Here is a 21093-nt window from a genome sequence, read left to right on the forward strand (position 1 = left end):
ACGCGAACCCGCGAACCGCCCCACGCAACCGGGCGGGGTGCGCGCACCGCCGTGCGAACCGCGCGAACCAGCACACGAACCAGCACACGAACCACGATGGGAGCACCGTCATGCGCAACGCCACGTTCGGTACCAACGGCCCGGAGATCGGCGTCATCGGTCTCGGCTGCATGGGCATGACCTGGGCCTACGACGTGCAGAACCGGGACGACGAGAACTCCGTCCGGGTGATCCGGCAGGCGCTGGACCTCGGCGTCGGCCTGATCGACACCGCCGACATGTACGGCCCGTACACCAACGAGGAGGTCGTCGGTGCGGCGCTGGCCGGCCCGTACCGGGAGCGCGCCTTCCTGGCCACCAAGGTGGGCATCGTCCCGGGCGGCGAGGGCCAGATGGAGCGCAACGGCCGGCCCGAGCACGTGCGCCGCTCCATCGACGAGAGCCTGCGCCGTCTGGGCACCGACCACGTCGACCTCTACCAGCTCCACCGGGTCGACCCGGAGGTCCCGATCGAGGAGACCTGGGGCGCGTTCGCCGAGATCGTGGCGGCGGGCAAGGCCCGGCACATCGGCCTGTCCGAGGTGACCGTCGAGGAGATCCGGCGGGCCCAGTCGGTGCACCCGGTGGCCTCCGTGCAGAACGAACTGTCCCTGTGGACCCGGGACGCGCTGGCCGAGGTCCTGCCGTACACCGAGGAGCAGGGCATCGCCCTCCTGCCGTTCTCGCCGCTCGGCCGCGGCTTCCTGACCGGCAGCATCTCCTCCTTCGACGAGCTGCCCGCCGACGACTTCCGCCGCCGGCTGCCGCGCTTCCAGCAGGACGCGCTCAAGGCGAACCTGGCGCTGGTCGCGAAGGTCCGGGAGGTCGCCGAGCGGCTCGGCACCACACCCGCGCAGGTGGCGCTGGCCTGGGTGCTGGCGCAGGGCCGGTACGTCTTCCCGATCCCGGGCACCCGGACGCCGCGCTACCTGGCGGACAACGTGGGCGCGGCCGACGTCGTGCTCTCGCCGGCCGACCTCGCCGAGCTGGACGGTCTGCCGGCGCCGACCGGCGGGCGCTACTGACCGCTCCGTGCGCTGCCGACCGGCCGGTGTGGCACCGGCCGGTCGGGTGCGGCACCGCCGGCCGGGGCGCTACCGGTCGGTGTCCCGGTCGGCCCGGGGCCGTTCCTTGACCCACACCAGCTGCCGGCCGGTCTCGCCCGGTGCCCGGACGGCAACCGCGGCGACCCGCTCCAGCCGGTAGCCGAGCTTGCGCGGGACGGCCGCGCTGGCGGCGTTCGCCCGGTCGCAGTGGATCTCCACCCGGGTGATCCCGGGCAGGGCGAGCGCGGCTTCGGTCAGAGCCCCGGTGGCGGTGGTGGCGATGCCGCGGCCGACGTGCCCGGCGGCGACCCAGTACCCGAGCTCCAGCGCGCCCGGGCCGATCCGCGCGTGCAGGCCGAAGGCGCCGATCACGTCGCCGGGCTCGGCGTCCAGGCCGGCCAGGTACATGAAGTCGGTGCCGGCCTCCCAGGCGGCGGAGCCGGCCCGGGTGAGCTCGGCGGTCCGCGCCCGGGTCGGGGCCTCGGCCGCCCACTCCAGCCAGGGGCGCAGGTGGTCCAGGTTGGCGCGGACGGCCCGGTTCAGCGCCACCGCGTGGGTGCTGCGCCGGCGGCGCAGCCAGAGGCCGCCGGGCAGCCGCAGCAGCTCGGGCGGCCGCCCGGTGGTCACCTCCGCCGCGATCGGTGCCGGTCCGGGCCCCTGCCCCGGTCCGACCGCCTGCCCCGGTCCGGCTCCGTGCCCCGGTCCGACCGCCTGCCCCGGTCCGGCTCCGTGCCCGGGTCCGACCGCCTGCCCCGGTCCGGTCGTCCGGGCCCGTCCGGCGGCCGGTGCCCGCCCGCTCGGTGCCTGCCCGGTCGGTGCCGGGCCGCAGGACCGTGGCTGTGCTTGGCTCATGGCGGCGATTATGTCCTTGGCCCGGACCTGTCACCATTCGACCCCCGCCCGGCCCCCCGGACGGCGGGCGCGCGCGGTCGCGGAGCCCGGTGCCGGGCCGCGCCCCGGCGTGCCGGCGCGTCCTCGGCGCCCGGTCGCCGCCCCCGGCGCGTCAGAGCCGGACCATCACCTCGTCGAGCTCCTTGCGCCGCAGGTCCGGCACCCGAGCCCCCTCGGCCGGGTAGCCGACCGGGATCACGTACGCCGCCCGCTCCTCGGCCGGACGGTCGCACACCTCGTTGAGGAACCTCATCGGGCTCGGCGTGTGGGTCAGTGTCGCCAGCCCGGCCTGGTGCAGCGAGGCCAGCAGCAGTCCGACCGCGATCCCCACCGACTCCTTGGTGTAGTACGGGCGCGGCGAGTCGGGCCCCTTGTGCACCTCGAACACCACGATCACGGCCGGCGCGTCCTCCAGGAACGGCTTGCGCCAGTCGGTGCCGATCGGCGCCAGCGCGGCCAGCCACTCCGCCGACGCCCGGCGGGCGTAGAACTCGCGCTCCTCGGCCTCGGCCGCCTCGCGCAGCCGCCGCTTGCGTTCCGGGTCGGTGACCACCACGAACCGCCAGGGCTGGACGTGTGCGCCGCTGGGCGCGGTGCTCGCGGTCCGGACGGCCCACTCCAGGACGCCGTCCGGGATCGGGCGGGTGGCGTAGTCGCGGACGGTGCGGCGCCGGGCCATCACCTCGTGGAAGGACTTGCTGCGGGCCTCGGCCTCGTGGGCCGGGACTGTCATGGGGGTGAGGGGGACGGTCGGGTGGGGCGTCCCCGCCACGGCGCTCTCCGCGCGCTCTGCACTGTCAACCATGGCCGACAGCACAGCACATGACGACCCCTCCGGGAAGAGGTAGAGACCAATTCCGGAGGGGCCGCCATCGGCCGGGCGCGGGTTACAGCTCGTGCACCCGACCGTCCCGGACCTCGATCCGCCGGTTCACCGCGACGGTGTCCAGCATCCGCCGGTCGTGCGTCACCAGCAGCAGGGTGCCGGTGTACGAGCCGAGCGCGGACTCCAGCTGCTCGATCGCGGCCAGGTCCAGGTGGTTGGTGGGCTCGTCCAGGACCAGCAGGTTGACCCCGCGGGCCTGCAGCAGGGCCAGCGCGGCCCGGGTGCGCTCGCCGGGGGAGAGGGTGCCGGCCGGGCGGAGCACGTGCACGGCCTTGAGGCCGAACTTGGCCAGCAGGGTGCGCACGTCCTCCGGTGCGAGCTCCGGCACGGCGGCGGAGAAGGCCTCCACCAGCGGCTCCCCGCCGAGGAACAGTCCGCGGGCCTGGTCGACCTCGCCGACCACCACGCCGGAGCCCAACGAGGCGCCGCCGCCGTCGAGTTCGAGCCGGCCGAGCAGGGCGGCCAGCAGCGTGGACTTGCCCGCGCCGTTGGCTCCGGTGATGGCGACCCGGTCGGCCCAGTCGATCTGCAGGTCCACCGGGCCGAAGGCGAAGTCGCCGCGGCGCACCGTGGCCCCGTTGAGGGTGGCGACCACCGAGCCGGAGCGCGGCGCGGTGGCGATCTCCATCCGCAGCTCCCACTCCTTGCGCGGCTCCTCGACCACGTCCAGGCGCTCGATCATCCGCTGGGTCTGGCGCGCCTTGGAGGCCTGCTTCTCGGTGGACTCGGCGCGCATCGCGCGCCCCATCTTGTCGTTGTCGGAGGACTTGCGGCGGGCGTTGCGCACGCCGTGCTCCATCCAGCCGCGCTGCATCCGGGCGCGGGCCTCCAGCCCGGCCTTGGTGTCGGCGTACTCCTCGTACTCCTCGCGGGCGTGCCGACGGGCCACCGCCCGCTCCTCCAGGTACGCCTCGTAGCCGCCGCCGTACAGGTTGACCTGCTGCTGGTGCAGGTCCAGCTCCAGCACCTTGGTCACGGTGCGGGCCAGGAACTCGCGGTCGTGGCTGATCACCACGGTGCCGGCGCGCAGGCCCTTGACGAAGGACTCCAGCCGCTCCAGGCCGTCCAGGTCGAGGTCGTTGGTGGGCTCGTCGAGCAGGAAGACGTCGTAGCGGGAGAGCAGCAGCGAGGCGAGGCCGGCCCGGGCGGCCTGGCCACCGGAGAGGGCGGTCATCGGCAGGTCGAGCGAGACCTTCAGCCCGAGCGAGTCGGCGACCTCCTCGGCCCGCTCCTCCAGGTCGGCGCCGCCGAGGTCCAGCCAGCGGTCCAGGCTCACCGCGTACGCGTCGTCGGCGCCCGCCCGGCCCTCGACCAGGCCCTCGGTGGCCTCGTCCAGTGCGGCCTGGGCGGCCGCCACGCCGGTGCGGCGGGCCAGGAACGCGCGCACCGACTCTCCCTCGCGCCGCTCCGGCTCCTGCGGGAGGTGGCCGACGTTGGCACTGGCCGGGCTCAGCCGCAGCGAGCCGCCCTCGGGGGTGTCCAGGCCCGCCAGCAGCCGCAGCAGGGTCGACTTTCCGGCGCCGTTCACGCCGACCAGGCCGATCACGTCGCCGGGGGCGATGACCAGGTCCAGGCCGGAGAAGAGGGTGCGTTCGCCGTGACCGGCGCTGAGGTCCTTGACTACGAGTGTCGCGCTCATGATGGGGCCGATTGTAGGAGGAGCGGGGCCGACACGGGAAAAGCCCGGGGGCCGCGGCTGTGGCAGCCGCGGCCCCCGGGACCGGTGGGGATCATCCCCCGTGGATCACTTGGCCTTCTTCGAGAAGTACTCGAACATGTGCTGGGCCACGTCCTCCAGGTACGGACCGGCCTCGTAGGTGTTCGCGCCGTTGCCGATGGAGGTGTCGCTGACCAGGGCCGGCTTGCCGTCCTTGGTCGCGAACCAGCCGCCGCCGCTGCTGCCGCCGGTCATGTTGCAGCCGATCAGCAGCATCGCCGGGCGGCTCGGGTCGCCGGTCTTCTTGGACGGCTTGCCGCCGTCGCAGTGCTCCAGCTCGACGCCGTCGAAGGGCTTGCCCTCAGGGAAGCCGTAGTTGGCGACGGAGGCGATCTGGTCGCGCGGGGCGTTGAACCACAGCGGCACCGAGCCGCCGACGGTCTCCTCCAGCGACTTGCCGTTCGGGTCGGGGTTGGCGACCTTGATGATGCCGAAGTCGTACTGGCTCCACGGGCCGCCGTGCTCCGGGTCGGCCTCGCCGGTCCACTGCGGGGAGACCATGCCGGCGGTCGCGCCCCACTCGCCGTACGGCTCGGCGTCGTCCAGCTTGGACTTCTGCTTGTTGCCGTTGCTCAGCACGCCGTTGCTGTTGAAGGCCGGGGCGAAGGTGATGTCGGTGTAGTACTTGTTGCCCTTGCCGCCGTGCAGGCAGTGGCTCGCGGTCCACACCAGGTTGCTCTTGCCCGGGTTGGCCGGGTCGGAGACGACGGTGCCGGAGCACACGTAGTCCTCGTCGCCGTCCTTGAAGAAGATCTTGCCGTTGACGTGCATGTTCTTCGGGAACGGGTGCGCGACGGGCTTCGCCGGAACCACGGCGGGCATCTGGTCCGGGCCGGTCGGCGGCTGCGCGGCGGTGGGCTGGGCCGGGGCCGCGCTGGTGGGCTGCGCGGTCGGCTGGGCGGGCGCCTGCGTCGGGTCCTGGGCCGGGGCCTGCGGCAGCGGCTTCGGCTTGGCGTTCAGCAGCTTCTGCAGGGTCCAGTAGCCCTTGACCGCCGGGGTGATGACGTTCGCCTGGGCCCACTTGTCCCAGTCCTCAAGCTTCCAGGTCTTCAGCTCGTCGAGCGTCGGGAGCTTGATCGGCGCCGCGCCCGGCTTGCCGGAGGCGCTGGCCGCGACCGAGGGAGCCGTGGTCTGGGCTCCGGTCACCGGGTCGCTGTTGTCCGGTCCGCACGCGGTCGCGACCACCATGGTCAGCGCGGCGACGGAGGCACCCAGGACGGCACGGCTCGGCCGGGATATCGGTGACATGAGTTCAAATCCCCCTGTTGACTTCCGCCATACGGCCCTTCTCCTCGGGCACGGCCCGGGGCCGCGTGTATGGCAGGTGAGGAGTCTGCCATGCGGATGAGGATCTCCTTACACCCACCCCCGACCGGGACGAAGCTGTCACCGGATCGCTACGGGATCGGCACGGAGCCTCCGTCGGGGCCGGAAAACCGGTTGCACGCGTCCCGTGGCGTGCCTAGCGTGGTCCGGGTCGCCAACCAGACAAGGAGTAGGCCGTTGATCTACTGAGGCTCCGGGACACCGCCCCGCCGCGCAGGCACTGTTGCCGCGTGGTGCGCGAGTGCGCGACCTCAGTCACGGCCCGGTGGCGATCCGCGATCCCCCACGATCGATGCTCCGTGATCCTCCGTGATCCTCCGTGATCCTCTGTGATCCGCGGCGATCGTCGGTGTGACGCCACCCCTCCTCGTCCCCGCCGGCCGTACCGGTCCCCGCACCCGCGGTGTCTCCCCGTGTTGCTCATCACCCCTTCGGCAACCACCTTCGGGAGGCCTCCATGGCACAACCCACCACCGCCGTCCTCTGCACCGACCTCGCGTTCGACTGGCCCGACGGCAAGCCCGTCCTGAGCGGCTTCCACCTCGCCGTCGGCCCCGGCCGCACCGGCCTGATCGGGCTCAACGGCGCCGGCAAGTCCACCCTGCTGCGGCTGATCGCCGGCGACCTCACCCCGACCGGCGGCACCGTCCGGGTCGACGGCGAACTCGGCTACCTGCCCCAGGGCCTGACGCTCGACACCTCCCTGCGGGTGGACGAGGCGCTCGGCATCCGGGCCGCCCGCGAGGCCCTGCACGCCATCGAGTCCGGCGACACCGACCAGCGGCACTTCGACGCCGTCGGCGACGACTGGGACGTCGAGGAGCGCGCCCGCGCCACGCTCGACCGGCTCGGCCTGCGCCGCCTCGGCCTCGACCGCACCACCGGCGAACTCTCCGGCGGCGAGGCGGTGCTGCTGCGACTGGCCGCCCTGCTGATGGCCCGCCCCGACGTCCTGCTGCTGGACGAGCCCACCAACAACCTCGACCGGGCCGCCCGCGAGCGGCTCTACGAGACGGTGGCCGGCTGGCACGGCGTGATGCTGATCGTCAGCCACGACCGCGAGCTGCTGCAGCACGTCGACCAGATCGCCGACCTCCGGGGCGGCGAAGTCACCTGGTATGGCGGCAACTTCGACGCCTACGAGCGCACCCTCGCCGCCCAGCAGGAGACGGCGGAGCGGCTGCTGCGCAGCGCCGAGGCCGACGTCCAGCGCCAGAAGCGGGACCTGGTCGACGCCCGGTCCCGCCTGGACCGCAGCGCCGCGTACGGAAAGAAGCGCTCGGTCACCCGCAACGACCCGCACATCTTCCGGGGCATGCTCAAGCGCAAGGGCCAGGAGACGGCGGGCCGGCTCCAGGGCATGCACACCGAGCGGCTGGAGGAGGCCAAGGCGCGGCTCACCGAGGCCGAGGAGGCCGTCCGGGACGACGCCGAGATCCGGATCGACCTGCCGCGCACCGAAGTCCCGGCCGGGCGCACGGTGCTCACCCTGCAGAAGGTCCGGCTGCCGCACGGCATCACCGCCGAGCTCGACCTGCGCGGGCCGGAGCGGATCGCCCTGGTCGGCCGCAACGGGGCCGGCAAGTCCACCCTGCTGCGCACCATCGCGGGCGAACTCGCCCCGCTGGAAGGGCAGATCACCGCTCCGGTGTCGCTGCGGCACCTCCCGCAGCGGCTCGACCTGCTGGACGAGAAGCTCAGCGTGGTGGAGAACGTCAAGCTGTTCGCCCCCGCCGCGGGGGACAACGCGATCCGCGCCCGGCTCGCCCGGTTCCTGTTCCGCGGCGCCAGGGCCGACCAGCCGGCCGCCACCCTCTCCGGTGGCGAGCGGTTCCGCGCGACCCTGGCCGCCCTGCTGCTGGCCGACCCGCCGCCGCAGCTGCTGCTGCTCGACGAGCCGACCAACAACCTGGACCTCGCCAGCGTCCGCCAGCTCACCCAGGCGCTGGCCGCCTACCGGGGCGCGCTGATCGTGGCCAGCCACGATCTGCCGTTCCTGCGCGGCCTGGGCGTGACCAGGTGGCTGGAGCTGGACGGCGACCTGCGGGCGGTGGATCCGATGTAGCGGGGACGGCTGCGGCCGCCAACGCTGCTGCTGGGCGCCCTGGTCGGCCCGGGCGTCCCCGGCGAGCACCCGGCGGGCCGTGCTCAGGGCGGAGCCCCCGAGCACGGCCGGCTCGTCGGGAGTGAACACCGGGGTGCGGAGCCGGCTCCGACGCCCCGCTCCCGGAGGACGCGCCCGCGGCGTGAGACGCGCGGGCAGTCGCTCCGGGTGCCGGTCCCGGCACCGCTCCCGGTGCCGCGTTCCGGTGCTACGGCTGCGGCTACGGCTGCGGCGCGGGGCGCAGTCTGCCCGCGACCCGTGTCCCGAGCCGGTCCAGCCCGACGACGAGGGCGGCGAGCACGACGAACTCGACGGTCAGCTGGGCGATCTGCCCCCAGACGTAGCCGTAGCCCTTGGTGGTCGGGTCGAAGAAGAAGTACGGGTAGGGCAGCGGGTAGTCGTCGAACAGCGCGTTGCGGGTGAGCACGATCGCCGCGTAGCCGAGCGGGAAGGCCAGCCAGAGCGGTATGTCCTTCCAGGCTGCCGCGTTGCGCGGCTTCAGGACCAGCCAGTCGACGATCACCATCACCGGCGTCACGTAGTGCAGGAAGAAGGACGACCAGTTCGCCAGCCGGTCCGGCCCGCTGACCAGGCCGGGCAGCGGGTTGGCGCCGTGCTGCAGCAGGACGTGCGAGACCAGCCCGGTGATCAGGATGTACAGCGTGGCGGCGCCGCGCAGCCGGGGCGCGGGCGCGTCCACGGTGCCGCGCCGTTCCATCCAGTACACCGCTCCGATGAAGTAGCCGAGCACGATCACGTTGCTCTGCACGGTGAAGTACACGAGCGGTGCCGTTCCGAGGGTCAGGCCGAGGCCTGCCGAGAGCACGATTCCCATGCGCCACCACAGCGCGGGTCGGGTCCGGACTGTCATGCGGCCACCAGTTCGTTTCAGGCGATACGGGAGGTATCGGACGGCTGAGGGGAAGGTCGCACTCTACTCGCCGGTACCGGCGGGGTGGAACCCGTGTGTGATCCCCACGGACCTCCGGTGGGCTCCCGTGCCCGTCTGCGGGTGTTCAGCCCGGCAGCACGAACCCCGACTCGTACGCCGCGATGACCGCCTGGGTGCGGTCCCGCGCACCGAGCTTGGCGAGCACGCTGCCGACGTGCGTCTTCACCGTCTCCTGGCTCACCACCAGCCGGGCGGCGATCTCGCCGTTGTTGAGCCCGGTGGCCATCAGCCGCAGCACCTGCCCCTCCCGTTCGGTCAGCCGCCCGATCGGCCCCCGGTCGGTGCCGGCCTCCCGCCGGCGGTCGTTGCCGTGCCGCACCGCGAGTTCGCGGACGGCCGCCGGGAAGAGCAGCGAGTCCCCGCGTGCGACCAGCCGTACCGCCTGCACCATCTCCTCGGCCCGGGCCCGCTTCAGCAGGAACCCGGCCGCGCCCGCGCGCAGCGCGTCGTACACGTGGTCGTCGTGCTCGAAGGTGGTGACCACCAGGATCCTCGGCGGCTCGGCCATCCCGCCGACCAGCTGCTCGGTGGCCCGGATCCCGTTGATGCCGGGCATCCGGACGTCCATCAGCACGACGTCCGGCCGCAGCTCGCGCACCAGCGGGACGACCTCCGCGCCGTCGGCTGCCTCGCCGACCACGGTGAGGTCCGGCTCGGCGTCGATCACCACCCGCAGACCCATCCGGACCAGCCGTTCGTCGTCGGCGATCACCACCCGGATGCCGTCGGTGCCGCTGTCCACGCCGCCGCCCGTCACGCTTTCCGTGCCGCCGTCCGTCAGGCCGTCCGTGCCGCTCCCCATGCCGCTGCCCATGCCGGTCCCGTCGTTCGTCATGCGGTCCCTCCCACCGGCAGCCACACGGCCAGCCGCCACGTCGTGCCGTCCGCGCTCGGCCCCACCGTGCTGCCGCCCCGCAGGGCCGCCGCGCGCTCCCCGATCCCGCGCAGCCCGCGCCCGCCGCCGGGTCGGCTCGGACGGGCGGGGCCCAGCGGGTTGGTCAGTTCGATCTCCAGTCGGCCGGCGGCCAGCCCGACCCGCAGCCCGGCCGGGGCCGGTCCGGCATGCCGCAGCACGTTGGTCAGGCCCTCCTGCACGATCCGGTAGGCCTCGCGGGAGACCGGGGCCGGCAGGGCGGCCAGGCCGGGGGCCAGGTCGGCGTCCACCGTCACCCCGGTGCGGGCGAGTTGGCGCAGCAGGTCGTCCAGCCCGGCGAGGGTGGGCCCGGCCGGTCCGGCGGCCTCCGGGTCCTCCTCACGCAGCAGGCCGAGCACGGTGTCGAGTTCGCTGACGGCCGCCCGCGCGGTCTCCTCGATCGCCTGCAGCGCCTCGGCGGCGAAGTCGGGGTTGGTCCGCAGCACCCGGGCGGCCGCCGAGGCCTGGATGCCGACGGCGCTCAGCGCGTGCCCGACCGAGTCGTGCAACTCGCGTGCCAGCCGGTTGCGTTGGGCGAGCACGGTGGCTCGGCGCTCGACGGCGGCGAGCCGCTCCTCCGGGGTCGGGCCGAGCAGGGCGGGCGCCCAGCGGGCGAGCAGGGCTCCGCAGCCGGCGTTGGTGAGCAGGACCAGCAGCAGGACGGCGAGGCCGAGGGCGGGGCCGGTGACCATCCAGCCGGGGAAGCGGTCCTCCCAGAAGCGGGCGATGTCCTCGGCCCCGCCGAAGGAGAACATCAGCACCACGGCGAACGGCACCCCGGCCAGCGTCATCCCGGCGACCACCCCGCCGAAGAACACGTGCAGCACGTACCAGACCGCGGTGCGCCACCGGGCCGGCCAGGTGCGGGCCGGGCCGGTGGCCAGTTCCTCGGGCCGTTCGGCCGTGCACAGCGCCCGGGCGGCCGCGCCCTCCAGCCCCCGGACCGTGGGCACCAGCGCGGTGACGGCGGCCATCGGCAGCGAGGTGAACAGCGAGAGGAACTGCAGCAGCGCCTGCCGGGCGTTGCCCTGTTCGGGGTTGAGCGCCCCGAGCAGCACCACCGACAGCAGCCAGTACGGCATCAGCAGCGCGCCGCCCAGCACCAGGTGCACCCAGCGCAGCCGGGCCCGCCGCCCGACCACCGCCCCCGCCGCACGCCGCAACCGCGTGCCCGCCCCCGTGATCACCTGGGTGACTCTACGTCAGGGGCGCCCGCTCGGGCTCCCCGTTCGGTCAGCGCGACCGCCCCGACGGCCAGCATCAGCACCGCGGTCACCACCTGGCCGGCCTGCACCAGCGGCATCAGCCCGGGCACCGCCATCCGCAGCTCGGTCACCCGGGTCGTCGTCGCCCCGAAGGCCACCAGCTGCCAGCTGCCCCAGCCGAACAGCGAGCCGGCCGCCGTCCAGGCCACCAGCAGCGGACCGAGCAGCCGCCGCCGCGGCCGGACCCGGAAGACCACCACCAGCAGGGCCGCCGCGGCGGCCACCGCCATCACGGCGGTCACCCCGTCCATCACCGCCACGCCCCGGTTCCGCTCCTGCGCCATCGCGGCCGGCACCCCGGCGGTGCCGCCGAGCGACCAGTACGTCCGGGCCGCCGCGACACCGGCGGCGAGCAGCGCCGCGACGCAGGCGAGGGTGCGTTGCACGGCCAGCGTGGGGGAGCGCGGCAGGTCGCCGATCCGGTCCGCGAGCAGCCCGGCCCACCGCCGCCGGGCGTACAGGGCGAAGGCGGTGATCAGCGCGAGGCCCTGCACCGCGAACCCGCCGTACACGACGACGAAGACCCAGCTGCCGAGGCCCTTGTCGTCCGGAGCGGTGCCGTGCTCCGGGCCCAGCACCAGGGTGCTCAGCAGGGACAGCGGCAGCGCCACGAGGAGGGTGCCGAGCAGCCCGGTCGCCACCCACATCGGGAACGCCACCAGCCCGGCCGGGGCCCGCCGCCCCCACGGCCGTACGAAGGCCAGCGCCAGGGCGACGGCGATCGCGTCCATCCCGAAGGTGAGCAGGTTCAGCAGCCAGAGCCGGTCCATCCCGGCGGGGTCGTCCGACCCCACCGGATGGCCGGTCAGCCAGAGCAGCTTGAGCGTCAGGTACGGCCCCGTCGCCGCCACCGCCGTCCACGCGGCCCCGGCCCGTACGACGGTCTCGTTGATCCTCATGCCCCCACGGTCGCGCCGGGACCGGCTCCCCGTCCTCCGCCCGGGGCGTGATCCCGCTCCCCCCGGCGGGGGATGTCCGGCTCGGTCCGTCCGGCTCTGTCCGTCCGGCTCAGGCCATCCGGTGGATCAGCCGGTCCTCGGCGTCGACCCGTCCGTCCGGGTCGGCCACCAGCCCGAGCCGTTCGGCGAGCCGGCGGGAGGGCAGGTTGTCGGCCCGGATCAGCGCGACGACCGGGATCCCCGGGAACCGCGGGCGCCCCTGTGCCATCGCCGCCCGTGCGGCCTCCGCCGCGTAGCCCTTGCCCCAGGCGGACGGCCGGAACCGGTAGTAGAGGTTGAACACCCGCTCCCCGTCCAGCGTGTGCAGGTACAGCCCGGCGAAGCCGATGATCACCTCCGGCTCGTCCCGCGTCGACACGGCGCAGTACCCGACGCCGTCCCGCACCCAGTCCGCCACGAAGCCGTCCAGCGCCTCCTGGGCCTGCGCGAGGTCCCGCTGCGGCCCGTGCGGGTTGTACCGGTTGGTCTCCGGGTCCCCGTGCACGGCGAACATGGCCTCGGCGTCGCCCTCCTGCGGCCGGGTGAGCACCAGCCGCTCGGAGACGGCGACGACCGTGCGGTCGGTGGCGGGCCGGTCGGTGACGGGCCGATCGGTGACGGGCCGGTCGGTGACGGTCCGGTCGGTGATGGTCATGGCGCTTCCCCCGTGGTTCTTCGTGTCCTTCGTAATGGATGCAACGCAGACTAGGCCATTACGCCGACAGGCGCCCGGCCAATTTCCGCCGGTGGGCCCCGGGGCGGCGCGGACCGGCGCGGACCGGCGCGGAGGTCTTGTTACCGGCGGGTCGCTTGCCTATCATCGCGAGTGTTACAGCTTTACTGTCAAACCCCGAAGGGTTCTGCGGCCAGTGCGTGACTCAAGCGGTGCACCGGGCTCGGGCGGCCCGTTGGCGGGCGTGCGGGTGGTGGAACTCGCCGGGATCGGACCGGGGCCGTTCGCGGCGATGCTGCTGGGGGACCTCGGCGCGGACGTGGTGCGGGTGGACCGGCCGGAGCCGTCGCCGCTGGGGACGGACCCGGCCCACGACCTCAGCAACCGCAACAAGCGCTCGGTGCTGGTCGACCTGAAGTCGCCCGACGGCCCCGGGCTGGTGCTGGACCTGGTGGAGCGGGCCGACCTGCTGATCGAGGGCTACCGGCCGGGCGTCGCGGAGCGGCTCGGGGTCGGGCCCCGGGACTGCCTGGCGCGCAATCCGGCGCTGGTGTACGGGCGGATGACCGGCTGGGGCCAGCACGGCCCCCGGGCCGCGACCGCCGGGCACGACCTCGGGTACGCGGCGGTCGCCGGGGTGCTGGGGATGGTGGCCGCGCCGGGCGGTGCCGAGGAGGCGCCGGGCATCCCGGCCAACCTGCTCGGCGACTACGCGGGCGGCTCGCTCTACCTGGTCGTCGGCCTGCTCGCCGCGCTGCACCACGCCCGGGCCACCGGCGCCGGCCAGGTGGTGGACGCGGCGATCGTCGACGGCGCGGCACACCTCGGCAGCATGCTGTGGGGCCTGCTCGCGGCCGGGCACTGGCAGGACCGCCGGGGTGTCAACCTGCTCGACGGCGGCGCCCCGTTCTACGCGGTCTACCGGGCTGCGGACGGCGGACACCTGGCCGTCGGCGCGCTGGAGCCGCGCTTCTACGCCGAGTTCGCCCGACTGCTGGAGCTGGGCCCGGACGCGCCCGGCCAGCACGACCTCGCCCGCTGGCCCGAGCTGCGCGCCCTGATCGCCGCCCGCTTCGCCACCCGGACCAGGGCCGAGTGGGAGGCCGTCTTCGCCGGCTCCGACGCCTGCGTGGAACCCGTGCTGACGATGCGTCAGGCGGCGGCCGACGCACACCTGTCGGCCCGCGGGACGTACGTCGAGGCGGGCGGCGTCACCCAGCCGGCGCCCGCCCCCCGCTTCTCCGCCACCCCCGGCGCGCTGCGCCGCCCGCCGGCCCGACCCGGCGCGGACACCGCCGAGGTGGCCCGCGACTGGGGCGTGCCGTCACTCGGCCCGTCGGCCCCCGACTCCGTAGCAGAGCAAGGAGAGTAGCGTTGCAGCGCGAGATCTTCACCGAGCAGCACGACGACTTCCGGGCCACCGTCAAGGCGTTCCTCGCCAAGGAGGTGCTGCCGCACTACGACCGCTGGGAGAAGGCGGGCATCGTCGACCGGTCCGCCTGGCTCGCGGCCGGCCGGCAGGGCCTGCTCGGCATCGCCGTCCCCGAGGAGTTCGGCGGCGGTGGCACCCCGGACTTCCGCTACGCCGCCGTACTGGCCGAGGAGTTCGCCCGGGCCGGCGCCTCCGGACTGGCGATCGGCCTGCACAACGACATCATCGGCCCCTACCTGACCTCGCTCGCCACCGAGGAGCAGAAGCGCCGCTGGCTGCCCGGCTTCTGCTCCGGCGAGCTGATCACCGCGATCGCGATGACCGAGCCCGGCGCCGGCTCCGACCTGCAGGGCATCCGCACCCAGGCGGTCGACCGGGGTGACCACTTCCTGCTCAACGGCGCCAAGACCTTCATCTCCAACGGGATCCTCGCGGACCTGGTCGTCGTGGTGGCCCGCACCACCCCCGAGGGCGGCTCGCGCGGCCTGAGCCTGCTGGTCGTCGAACGCGGCACGCCCGGCTTCGAGCGCGGCCGCAACCTCGACAAGATCGGCCAGAAGGCCCAGGACACCGCCGAGTTGTTCTTCGAGGACGTCCGGGTGCCGAAGGAGAACCTGCTCGGCGAGCTCAACGGCGGCTTCGTCCACCTGATGCAGAACCTCGCCCAGGAACGGCTCACCATCGCGGCCTCGGCGATCGCCGGCGCCGAGTACCTGGTCGAGATCACCACGGACTACGTCAAGCAGCGCGAGGCCTTCGGCCGGCCGCTCGCCAAGCTGCAGCACGTCCGCTTCGAGATCGCCGAACTGGCCACCGAGTGCGCCGTCACCCGGACCTTCGTCGACCGCTGCATCACCGAGCACAACCGCTACGCGCTCACCCCGGCCGACGCCTCGATGGCCAAGTGGTGGGCCACCGAACTGCAGAAGCGCACCGCCGACCGGTGCCTCCAACTGCACGGCGGCTACGGGTACATGAGCGAGTTCCCGGTCGCCCGGGCGTTCACCGACGGCCGCATCCAGACCATCTACGGCGGCACCACCGAGATCATGAAGGAGATCGTGGGCCGCTCCGTCCTCGGCTGACCTGCCAAGCCCCCCGCCCCGAAAGGCAAATCCCATCGTGACCACCGAAGCGTACGTCTACGACGCGATCCGCACCCCGCGCGGCCGGGGCAAGGCCAACGGCTCGCTGCACGGCACCAAGCCGATCGACCTCGTCGTCGGCCTGATCCACGAACTGCGCCGCCGCTTCCCCGGGTTGGACCCGGCCGCGATCGACGACATCGTGCTCGGCGTGGTCAGCCCGATCGGCGACCAGGGCTCCGACATCGCCCGGATCGCCGCCGTCGCGGCCGGCCTGCCCGACACCGTCGCCGGCGTCCAGGAGAACCGCTTCTGCGCCTCCGGCCTGGAAGCCGTCAACCTGGCCGCCGCCAAGGTCCGTTCGGGCTGGGAGGACCTCATCCTGGCCGGCGGCGTGGAGTCGATGTCCCGGGTCAGGATGGCCTCCGACGGTGGCGCCTGGTTCGCCGACCCGATGACCGCCTACGAGACCAACTTCGTCCCGCAGGGCATCGGCGCCGACCTGATCGCCACCATCGAGGGCCTCTCCCGCACCGACGTGGACGCCTTCGCCGCCGAGTCCCAGGCCCGCGCCGCCAAGGCCCAGGCGGACGGCCTGTTCGACCGCTCGGTCGTCCCGGTGCGCGACCGCAACGGCCTGGTCGTGCTGGAACGCGACGAGTTCATCCGCCCCGGCACCACCGTCGAGACCCTGGCCGGCCTCAAGCCCTCCTTCGCCCAGATCGGCGAAGCCGGCGGCTTCGACGCCGTCGCCCTGCAGAAGTACCACTGGGTGGAGGCCATCGACCACGTCCACCACGCGGGCAACTCCTCCGGCATCGTGGACGGCGCCGCCCTCGTCGCCATCGGCAGCCGCGAGGTCGGCGAGCGGTACGGGCTGCGCCCGCGCGCCCGGATCGTCTCCGCCGCCGTCTCCGGCTCCGAGCCGACCATCATGCTCACCGGCCCCGCCCCGGCCACCCACAAGGCGCTCGCCAAGGCCGGGCTCACCGCCGCCGACATCGACCTGGTCGAGATCAACGAGGCCTTCGCCGCCGTCGCGCTCCGCTTCGTCCGCGAACTCGGCTTCCGCCACGACCAGGTGAACGTCAACGGCGGCGCGATCGCCCTCGGGCACCCGCTCGGCGCCACCGGCGCGATGCTGCTCGGCACCGTGATCGACGAGCTGGAGCGGCGCGACCTGCGCTACGGCCTGGTCACCCTCTGCGTGGGCGGCGGCATGGGCATCGCCACCATCGTCGAGCGCATCTGACCCCCCCGTCCCTCGGATCCCCTCGGAGACCCTGAACTCATGAGCGACACCACCACCATCCGCTGGGAGCAGGACCAGGACGGCGTGGTCACCCTCGTCCTCGACGACCCCACCCAGTCCGTCAACACCATGAACGAGGCCTTCACGGCCGACTTCGAAGCCGTCGTCGCGCGCCTGGCCGGCCTCGGCGACGCGCTGCGCGGCGTGGTGATCACCTCCGGCAAGAAGACCTTCTTCGCCGGGGGAGACCTGCGGATGCTCTCCGCCGCCCGCGCCGAGGACGCCGAGGCCGTCTTCGAGAAGTCCATGCGGATCAAGCGCTCGCTGCGCACGCTGGAGACCCTCGGCAAGCCGGTCGTCGCCGCCGTCAACGGCAGCGCGCTCGGCGGCGGCCTGGAGATCGCCCTCGCCTGCCACCACCGGATCGCGCTGAACACCCCGGCCGCCCGGATCGGCCTGCCCGAGGTCACCCTCGGCCTGCTGCCCGGCGGCGGCGGAGTCGTCCGCACCGTGCGGCTGTTCGGCATCACCGACGCCCTGCTGAAGTTCCTGCTGCAGGGCCGCCAGTACCGCCCCGGGCAGGCGATGGAGCACGGACTGGTGCACGAACTGGTCGACACCCAGGAGGAGTTGACCACCCGGGCGCGCGCCTGGATCGACGCCAACCCGACCGCCGTCCAGCCCTGGGACGTCAAGGGGTACAAGATCCCCGGCGGCACCCCCGCGACCCCGGCCTTCGCCGCCAACCTGCCCGCCTTCCCGGCCAACCTGCGCAAGCAGCTGAACGGCGCGCCCTACCCGGCCCCGCGCAACGTCCTGGCCGCCGCGGTGGAGAGTGCCCAGGTGGACGTCGACACCGCGATGGTGATCGAGGCCCGCTACTTCACCGAACTCGCCTGCGGCCAGACCAGCAAGAACATGATCCAGGCGCTGTTCTTCGACATGCAGGCCGTCAACTCCGGTGCCGGGCGCCCCAAGGACGTCGAGAAGCGGCTGGTCCGCAAGGTCGCCGTGCTCGGCGCCGGCATGATGGGCGCGGGCATCGCCTACGCCTGCGCCAAGGCCGGCATCGAGGTCGTGCTCAAGGACGTCAGCACCGAGGCCGCCGAGCGCGGGAAGGCCTACTCCGAAGGCCTGCTGAACAAGGCCGTCGCCCGCGGCCGCTCGACCGAGGCCAAGCGCGACGAACTGCTCGCCCGGATCACCCCCACCGGCGACGCCGCCGACCTGGCCGGCTGCGACGCGGTGATCGAGGCCGTCTTCGAGAACACCGAGCTCAAGCACAAGGTGTTCCAGGAGATCGAGGGCGTCGTCGCCCCCGACGCGCTGCTCTGCTCCAACACCTCCACCCTGCCGATCGGCCTGCTCGCCGAAGGCGTGCGGCGCACCGACGACTTCATCGGCCTGCACTTCTTCTCGCCGGTCGACAAGATGCGGCTGGTGGAGATCATCCGCGGCCCGCAGACCGGCGACGAGGCCCTCGCCCGGGCCTTCGACCTGGTCCGCCAGATCGACAAGACCCCGATCGTGGTCAACGACTCGCGGGGCTTCTTCACGTCCCGGGTGATCGGCCAGTTCATCAACGAGGGCGTCGCCATGGTCGGCGAGGGCATCCACCCGGCCTCCGTCGAGCAGGCCGCCGCCCAGGCCGGCTACCCCGCCAAGGTGCTCTCCCTGATGGACGAGCTCACCCTGACCCTGCCGCGCAAGATCCGCGACGAGTACCGGCGCGCGGCCGAGGCCGGCGGCGGCACCTGGACCCCGCACCCGGCGGACGCGGTGGTCGACCGGATGGTCGACGAGTTCGGCCGCCCGGGACGCAGCGGAGGCGCCGGCTTCTACGAGTACGGCGCGGACGGCAGGCGCGGGCGGCTCTGGCCCGGGCTGCTGGAGCATTTCGGCGGCTCCGGCGGCGGTGCTGCTTCCGGCTCCGGCTCCGGTACCGCTTCCGGTGCCGGGACCGACCCGGCCGAGGTGCCCTTCGAGGACCTCAAGGAGCGGATGCTGTTCAGCGAGGCCCTGGACTCGGTGCGCTGCCTGGAGGAGGGCGTGCTGACCTCGGTCGCCGACGCCAACGTGGGCTCGATCCTCGGCATCGGCTTCCCGGCCTGGACCGGCGGCGTGTTCCAGTACATCAACGGGTACGAGGGCGGCCCGGCCGGCTTCGCGGCCCGCGCCCGCGAACTCGCCGCCGCGTACGGCGAGCGGTTCGCGCCCCCGGCGCTGCTGGAGCGGATCGCGGCGGAGGGCCGGACGTTCACCGACTGACCGGGGAGCCTGCCCGGGGCCGGGTGAGGCCGGTGGGGCCGGGTGGGGCCTGTGGGGCCGGGGCGGGCCTGTGGGGCCGGGTGGGGCCGCGCGCGTCGCGGCCCCACCCGGGCTCCTAGGCCTCGCCGGGTTCCTCGCTCGGGTACCCGCCCGGGGCCTGGGTCATTTCCTCGTTCGGGTCCTCGTTCAGTTCCTCGCCGAGCTCCTCCCGGAGCGAGCGCTGGAACGCCGTGACCAGGGCCTGCGCCACCATCGGCTGGATGTGGTCCGTCAGCGCCTTCATCCGGACCAGCTCCGCCGGCTCCGGCTCGCTCTCCCGGTACGGCTTCCACACCGTCTCCCGGAACAGCCGCTGCAACTCCCGCGCCGTCGCCCGGCTGTGCTCCAGCACCACCTCGCGGGCCGCCAGCAGCGTCTCCAGCGGGATCGGCACGTCCAGGATCCGCACGCCCAGCGGCAGCAGGCCCGGATCCACCCGGAACACCTCCGGGTCGGCGGTCCGCTCCAACACGCCCATCGCCGCCAGCCGCTCGACCTGCGCCGGCGACAACCCCTGCCCGGCCCGCCGCTCCAGCTGCGCCCGACCCAGCTCCTCGGCGGCCTCCGGCGTCCAGGACGCCACCAGCGCCCGGTGGATCGCGAGGTCCAGCGGCGTGCTGTCCTCGGGCAGTCGCGCCAGGTACCGCTCGATCGCCGCCAGTGTCAGCCCCTGCCGCTGCAACTCCTCGATCAGCCCCAGCCGGTCCAGGTGCGCCGCGCCGTACAGGCCGACCCGCCGCGGCCCCAGCTCCGGCGGCGGCAGCAGCCCCTTCGTCCCGTAGAACCGCACGGTTCGCACGGTCACCCCGGCCCGCGCCGCCAACTCGTCCACCGTCAGCCGCACCTCGCCCGCCCCGGCACCGTGCTCCCCCATCTGCTGCCTCCCGCGCTGGCACACTCCTGCTGTGACAGCAGCAGTGTGACAGTGCGGCCGGAGCCGGTCCACCGGGATGGCGCGCGGTCGGGTCGGTGGGGCGCTCGTCGTCGGCTGTCGGGGCCGGGTTGGGCGGGGGAGCGCGGGCAGGCGGCGGGTGGGTACGGCGAGGCCCCCGCCCGTCTGCCGGGGGCAGCTCGGGGCAGGGGCGTTGCGTGCGGGTCCCGGTGGCCCGCCCGGGGCCGTCGTACGGGGTGGTGGCGGGTCCAGTGCGCCCGGGTGTGGCCCATCGGTTCGTCGGGGCCGAACCCGGGGCCACCGGGGCTTCCCGGCGGCCCCGGTCGGTCAGGCGAGGGCGGCGTGGTGGCGGCGGGTGACTTCGGGGTGGGCCCGGGTGTAGCCCTTCCACTCGTTGAGGCCGAAGTCGGCGAAGAGGGGGTTGTCCGGGTCCTCGGTGGCGCCGGGGGCGTGGTGGGCGAGCGGGAAGTCCAGCGGCGCGATGTGGGCGTCGAGGCGCGGGTTGTAGAAGAACGGGACGGAGAAGCGCTCGCGGGCTCCGGGCGGGCTGACCACGCGGTGGCTGGTGGCCTTCAGGTAGCCGTCGGTGGCCACCTCCAGCAGCTCGCCGAGGTTGACGACGAAGGCGCCGGCGAGCGGCGGGACGTCCAGGAAGGTGCCGTCCTGGCGTTCGACCTGGAGGCCGCCCACGGTGTCCTGGAGCAGCAGGGTGATGAAGCCGTAGTCCTTGTGGGCGCCGACGCCCTGGCCGGCGCCGTCCGGGGCGGTGCCGGGGTAGCGGACCAGCTTGAGGCGCAGGTGGGGGTGGCCCGCGAAGGCGTCGTCGTAGAAGTCGGGGCGGGCGCCGATCGCGGTGAGGAGTTCGTGCAGCAGTCGCCGGGCGACCCCGCCGAGGTGGTCGATCCAGCCGAGCGCGGCGGTGCGCAGCGCGGGGAGCGCCTCGGGCCACTGGTTGGGGCCCTCCAGCCACCAGTACGGGGGCTCGCCGGCGCCGGGGACGTGCGGGGGCAGCTCGGCGCCGATGTCCAGCTGGTCGCGCCAGTCCTGGCTGCCGCCGGTGCGCTCGTCGCCGGTGCGGGTGTAGCCCCGGTAGTGCGGGGAGTTGAGGTTGCTCACGGCGAGCCGGTCGGCCTCGGGGAGGGCGAAGAAGGCGCGCATGGCCCGGGTGAGCGCGGCCGTCTCCTCGGGGGTGACGCCGTGGCCGACGAGCTGGAAGAAGCCGACGCCGGTGGCCGCGGCGCGGAGTTCGTCGTGCAGGCGGCGGCGTTCCTCCGGGCTGCCGTCGGCGAGCGAGAGGTCGATCACCGGGAGGGTGTCCGCGAGGTCGGAGCCGGAGCCGTTTTCGGGTACGGGCGTGTACTGCTGCGTCATGTGT

At 73.9% G+C, this 21093-nt stretch carries 17 protein-coding genes; 6 read left to right on the forward strand and 11 right to left on the reverse strand.

Annotation, left to right across the window (positions count from 1 at the left end; translation table 11 throughout):
* Window positions 1–110: 110 nt before the first annotated feature.
* Entirely contained in the window at window positions 111–1064 is a 954-nt protein-coding gene (locus ACIGG8_RS26330) for an aldo/keto reductase (RefSeq protein WP_396551261.1), read from the forward strand.
* Window positions 1065–1133: 69 nt separating this feature from the next.
* On the opposite strand, the gene ACIGG8_RS26335 is transcribed toward ACIGG8_RS26330, so the two are convergent.
* From ACIGG8_RS26335 to ACIGG8_RS26350, 4 genes are all read right to left on the reverse strand, one after another.
* The gene (locus tag ACIGG8_RS26335) at window positions 1134–1712 is read right to left on the reverse strand and encodes a GNAT family N-acetyltransferase (RefSeq protein WP_396551263.1); all 579 of its coding nucleotides are present in this window, start codon (window positions 1710–1712) and stop codon (window positions 1134–1136) included.
* A gap of 376 nt (window positions 1713–2088) precedes the next feature.
* A complete protein-coding gene (locus tag ACIGG8_RS26340) occupies window positions 2089–2709 on the reverse strand; it encodes a nitroreductase family protein (RefSeq protein ID WP_396551265.1) in 621 nt (206 codons plus the stop codon).
* Between the two features lie 154 nt (window positions 2710–2863).
* Window positions 2864–4501 (reverse strand): ABC-F family ATP-binding cassette domain-containing protein, encoded by a 1638-nt coding sequence (locus tag ACIGG8_RS26345; RefSeq protein WP_396551267.1) that lies wholly within the window; start codon window positions 4499–4501, stop codon window positions 2864–2866.
* A 105-nt stretch (window positions 4502–4606) separates the two neighbouring features.
* A complete protein-coding gene (locus tag ACIGG8_RS26350) occupies window positions 4607–5827 on the reverse strand; it encodes a hypothetical protein (protein ID WP_396551269.1) in 1221 nt (406 codons plus the stop codon).
* Window positions 5828–6362: 535 nt separating this feature from the next.
* Between ACIGG8_RS26350 and ACIGG8_RS26355 the strand changes: the two genes are divergently transcribed.
* Complete coding sequence (locus tag ACIGG8_RS26355) at window positions 6363–7970, forward strand: ABC-F family ATP-binding cassette domain-containing protein (protein WP_350524358.1); 1608 nt, start codon at window positions 6363–6365, stop codon at window positions 7968–7970.
* Window positions 7971–8229: 259 nt separating this feature from the next.
* Here the strand turns inward: ACIGG8_RS26355 and ACIGG8_RS26360 are convergent, their stop codons facing one another.
* The 5 genes from ACIGG8_RS26360 to ACIGG8_RS26380 all read right to left on the reverse strand — a co-directional run bounded on the left by ACIGG8_RS26360 (window position 8230) and on the right by ACIGG8_RS26380 (window position 12732).
* Window positions 8230–8880, reverse strand: a complete 651-nt coding sequence (locus ACIGG8_RS26360; protein ID WP_396551271.1) for a Pr6Pr family membrane protein — start codon at window positions 8878–8880, stop codon at window positions 8230–8232.
* A gap of 145 nt (window positions 8881–9025) precedes the next feature.
* Complete coding sequence (locus ACIGG8_RS26365; RefSeq protein WP_396551273.1) at window positions 9026–9796, reverse strand: response regulator; 771 nt, start codon at window positions 9794–9796, stop codon at window positions 9026–9028.
* The gene (locus ACIGG8_RS26370) at window positions 9793–11061 is read right to left on the reverse strand and encodes a sensor histidine kinase (protein ID WP_396551275.1); all 1269 of its coding nucleotides are present in this window, start codon (window positions 11059–11061) and stop codon (window positions 9793–9795) included. Before ACIGG8_RS26370 ends, ACIGG8_RS26365 begins: the two co-directional genes overlap by 4 nt.
* The gene (locus ACIGG8_RS26375; protein WP_396551277.1) at window positions 11058–12038 is read right to left on the reverse strand and encodes a hypothetical protein; all 981 of its coding nucleotides are present in this window, start codon (window positions 12036–12038) and stop codon (window positions 11058–11060) included. Before ACIGG8_RS26375 ends, ACIGG8_RS26370 begins: the two co-directional genes overlap by 4 nt.
* A 109-nt stretch (window positions 12039–12147) precedes the next feature.
* The gene (locus ACIGG8_RS26380; protein WP_396551279.1) at window positions 12148–12732 is read right to left on the reverse strand and encodes a GNAT family N-acetyltransferase; all 585 of its coding nucleotides are present in this window, start codon (window positions 12730–12732) and stop codon (window positions 12148–12150) included.
* 205 nt (window positions 12733–12937) lie between these two features.
* Between ACIGG8_RS26380 and ACIGG8_RS26385 the strand changes: the two genes are divergently transcribed.
* From ACIGG8_RS26385 to ACIGG8_RS26400, 4 genes are read left to right on the forward strand one after another with little or no spacing between them, the layout of a single operon-like run.
* Entirely contained in the window at window positions 12938–14122 is a 1185-nt protein-coding gene (locus tag ACIGG8_RS26385) for a CaiB/BaiF CoA transferase family protein (protein WP_396551357.1), read from the forward strand.
* 2 nt (window positions 14123–14124) lie between these two features.
* Window positions 14125–15267 (forward strand): acyl-CoA dehydrogenase family protein, encoded by a 1143-nt coding sequence (locus ACIGG8_RS26390; protein WP_396551281.1) that lies wholly within the window; start codon window positions 14125–14127, stop codon window positions 15265–15267.
* Window positions 15268–15304: 37 nt separating this feature from the next.
* Window positions 15305–16519, forward strand: coding sequence for an acetyl-CoA C-acetyltransferase (locus tag ACIGG8_RS26395; protein ID WP_350524352.1), 1215 nt, complete (start codon window positions 15305–15307; stop codon window positions 16517–16519).
* Window positions 16520–16558: 39 nt separating this feature from the next.
* The gene (locus ACIGG8_RS26400) at window positions 16559–18787 is read left to right on the forward strand and encodes a 3-hydroxyacyl-CoA dehydrogenase NAD-binding domain-containing protein (protein ID WP_396551283.1); all 2229 of its coding nucleotides are present in this window, start codon (window positions 16559–16561) and stop codon (window positions 18785–18787) included.
* A gap of 115 nt (window positions 18788–18902) precedes the next feature.
* Here the strand turns inward: ACIGG8_RS26400 and ACIGG8_RS26405 are convergent, their stop codons facing one another.
* Together ACIGG8_RS26405 and ACIGG8_RS26410 are read right to left on the reverse strand one after the other, a co-directional pair.
* Window positions 18903–19700 (reverse strand): MerR family transcriptional regulator, encoded by a 798-nt coding sequence (locus ACIGG8_RS26405; protein WP_396551285.1) that lies wholly within the window; start codon window positions 19698–19700, stop codon window positions 18903–18905.
* 345 nt (window positions 19701–20045) lie between these two features.
* A complete protein-coding gene (locus ACIGG8_RS26410; RefSeq protein ID WP_396551287.1) occupies window positions 20046–21089 on the reverse strand; it encodes an isopenicillin N synthase family dioxygenase in 1044 nt (347 codons plus the stop codon).
* Window positions 21090–21093: the final 4 nt, after the last annotated feature.

This window comes from Kitasatospora sp. NPDC085464, from assembly GCF_044541955.1.
Classification (GTDB): domain Bacteria; phylum Actinomycetota; class Actinomycetes; order Streptomycetales; family Streptomycetaceae; genus Kitasatospora.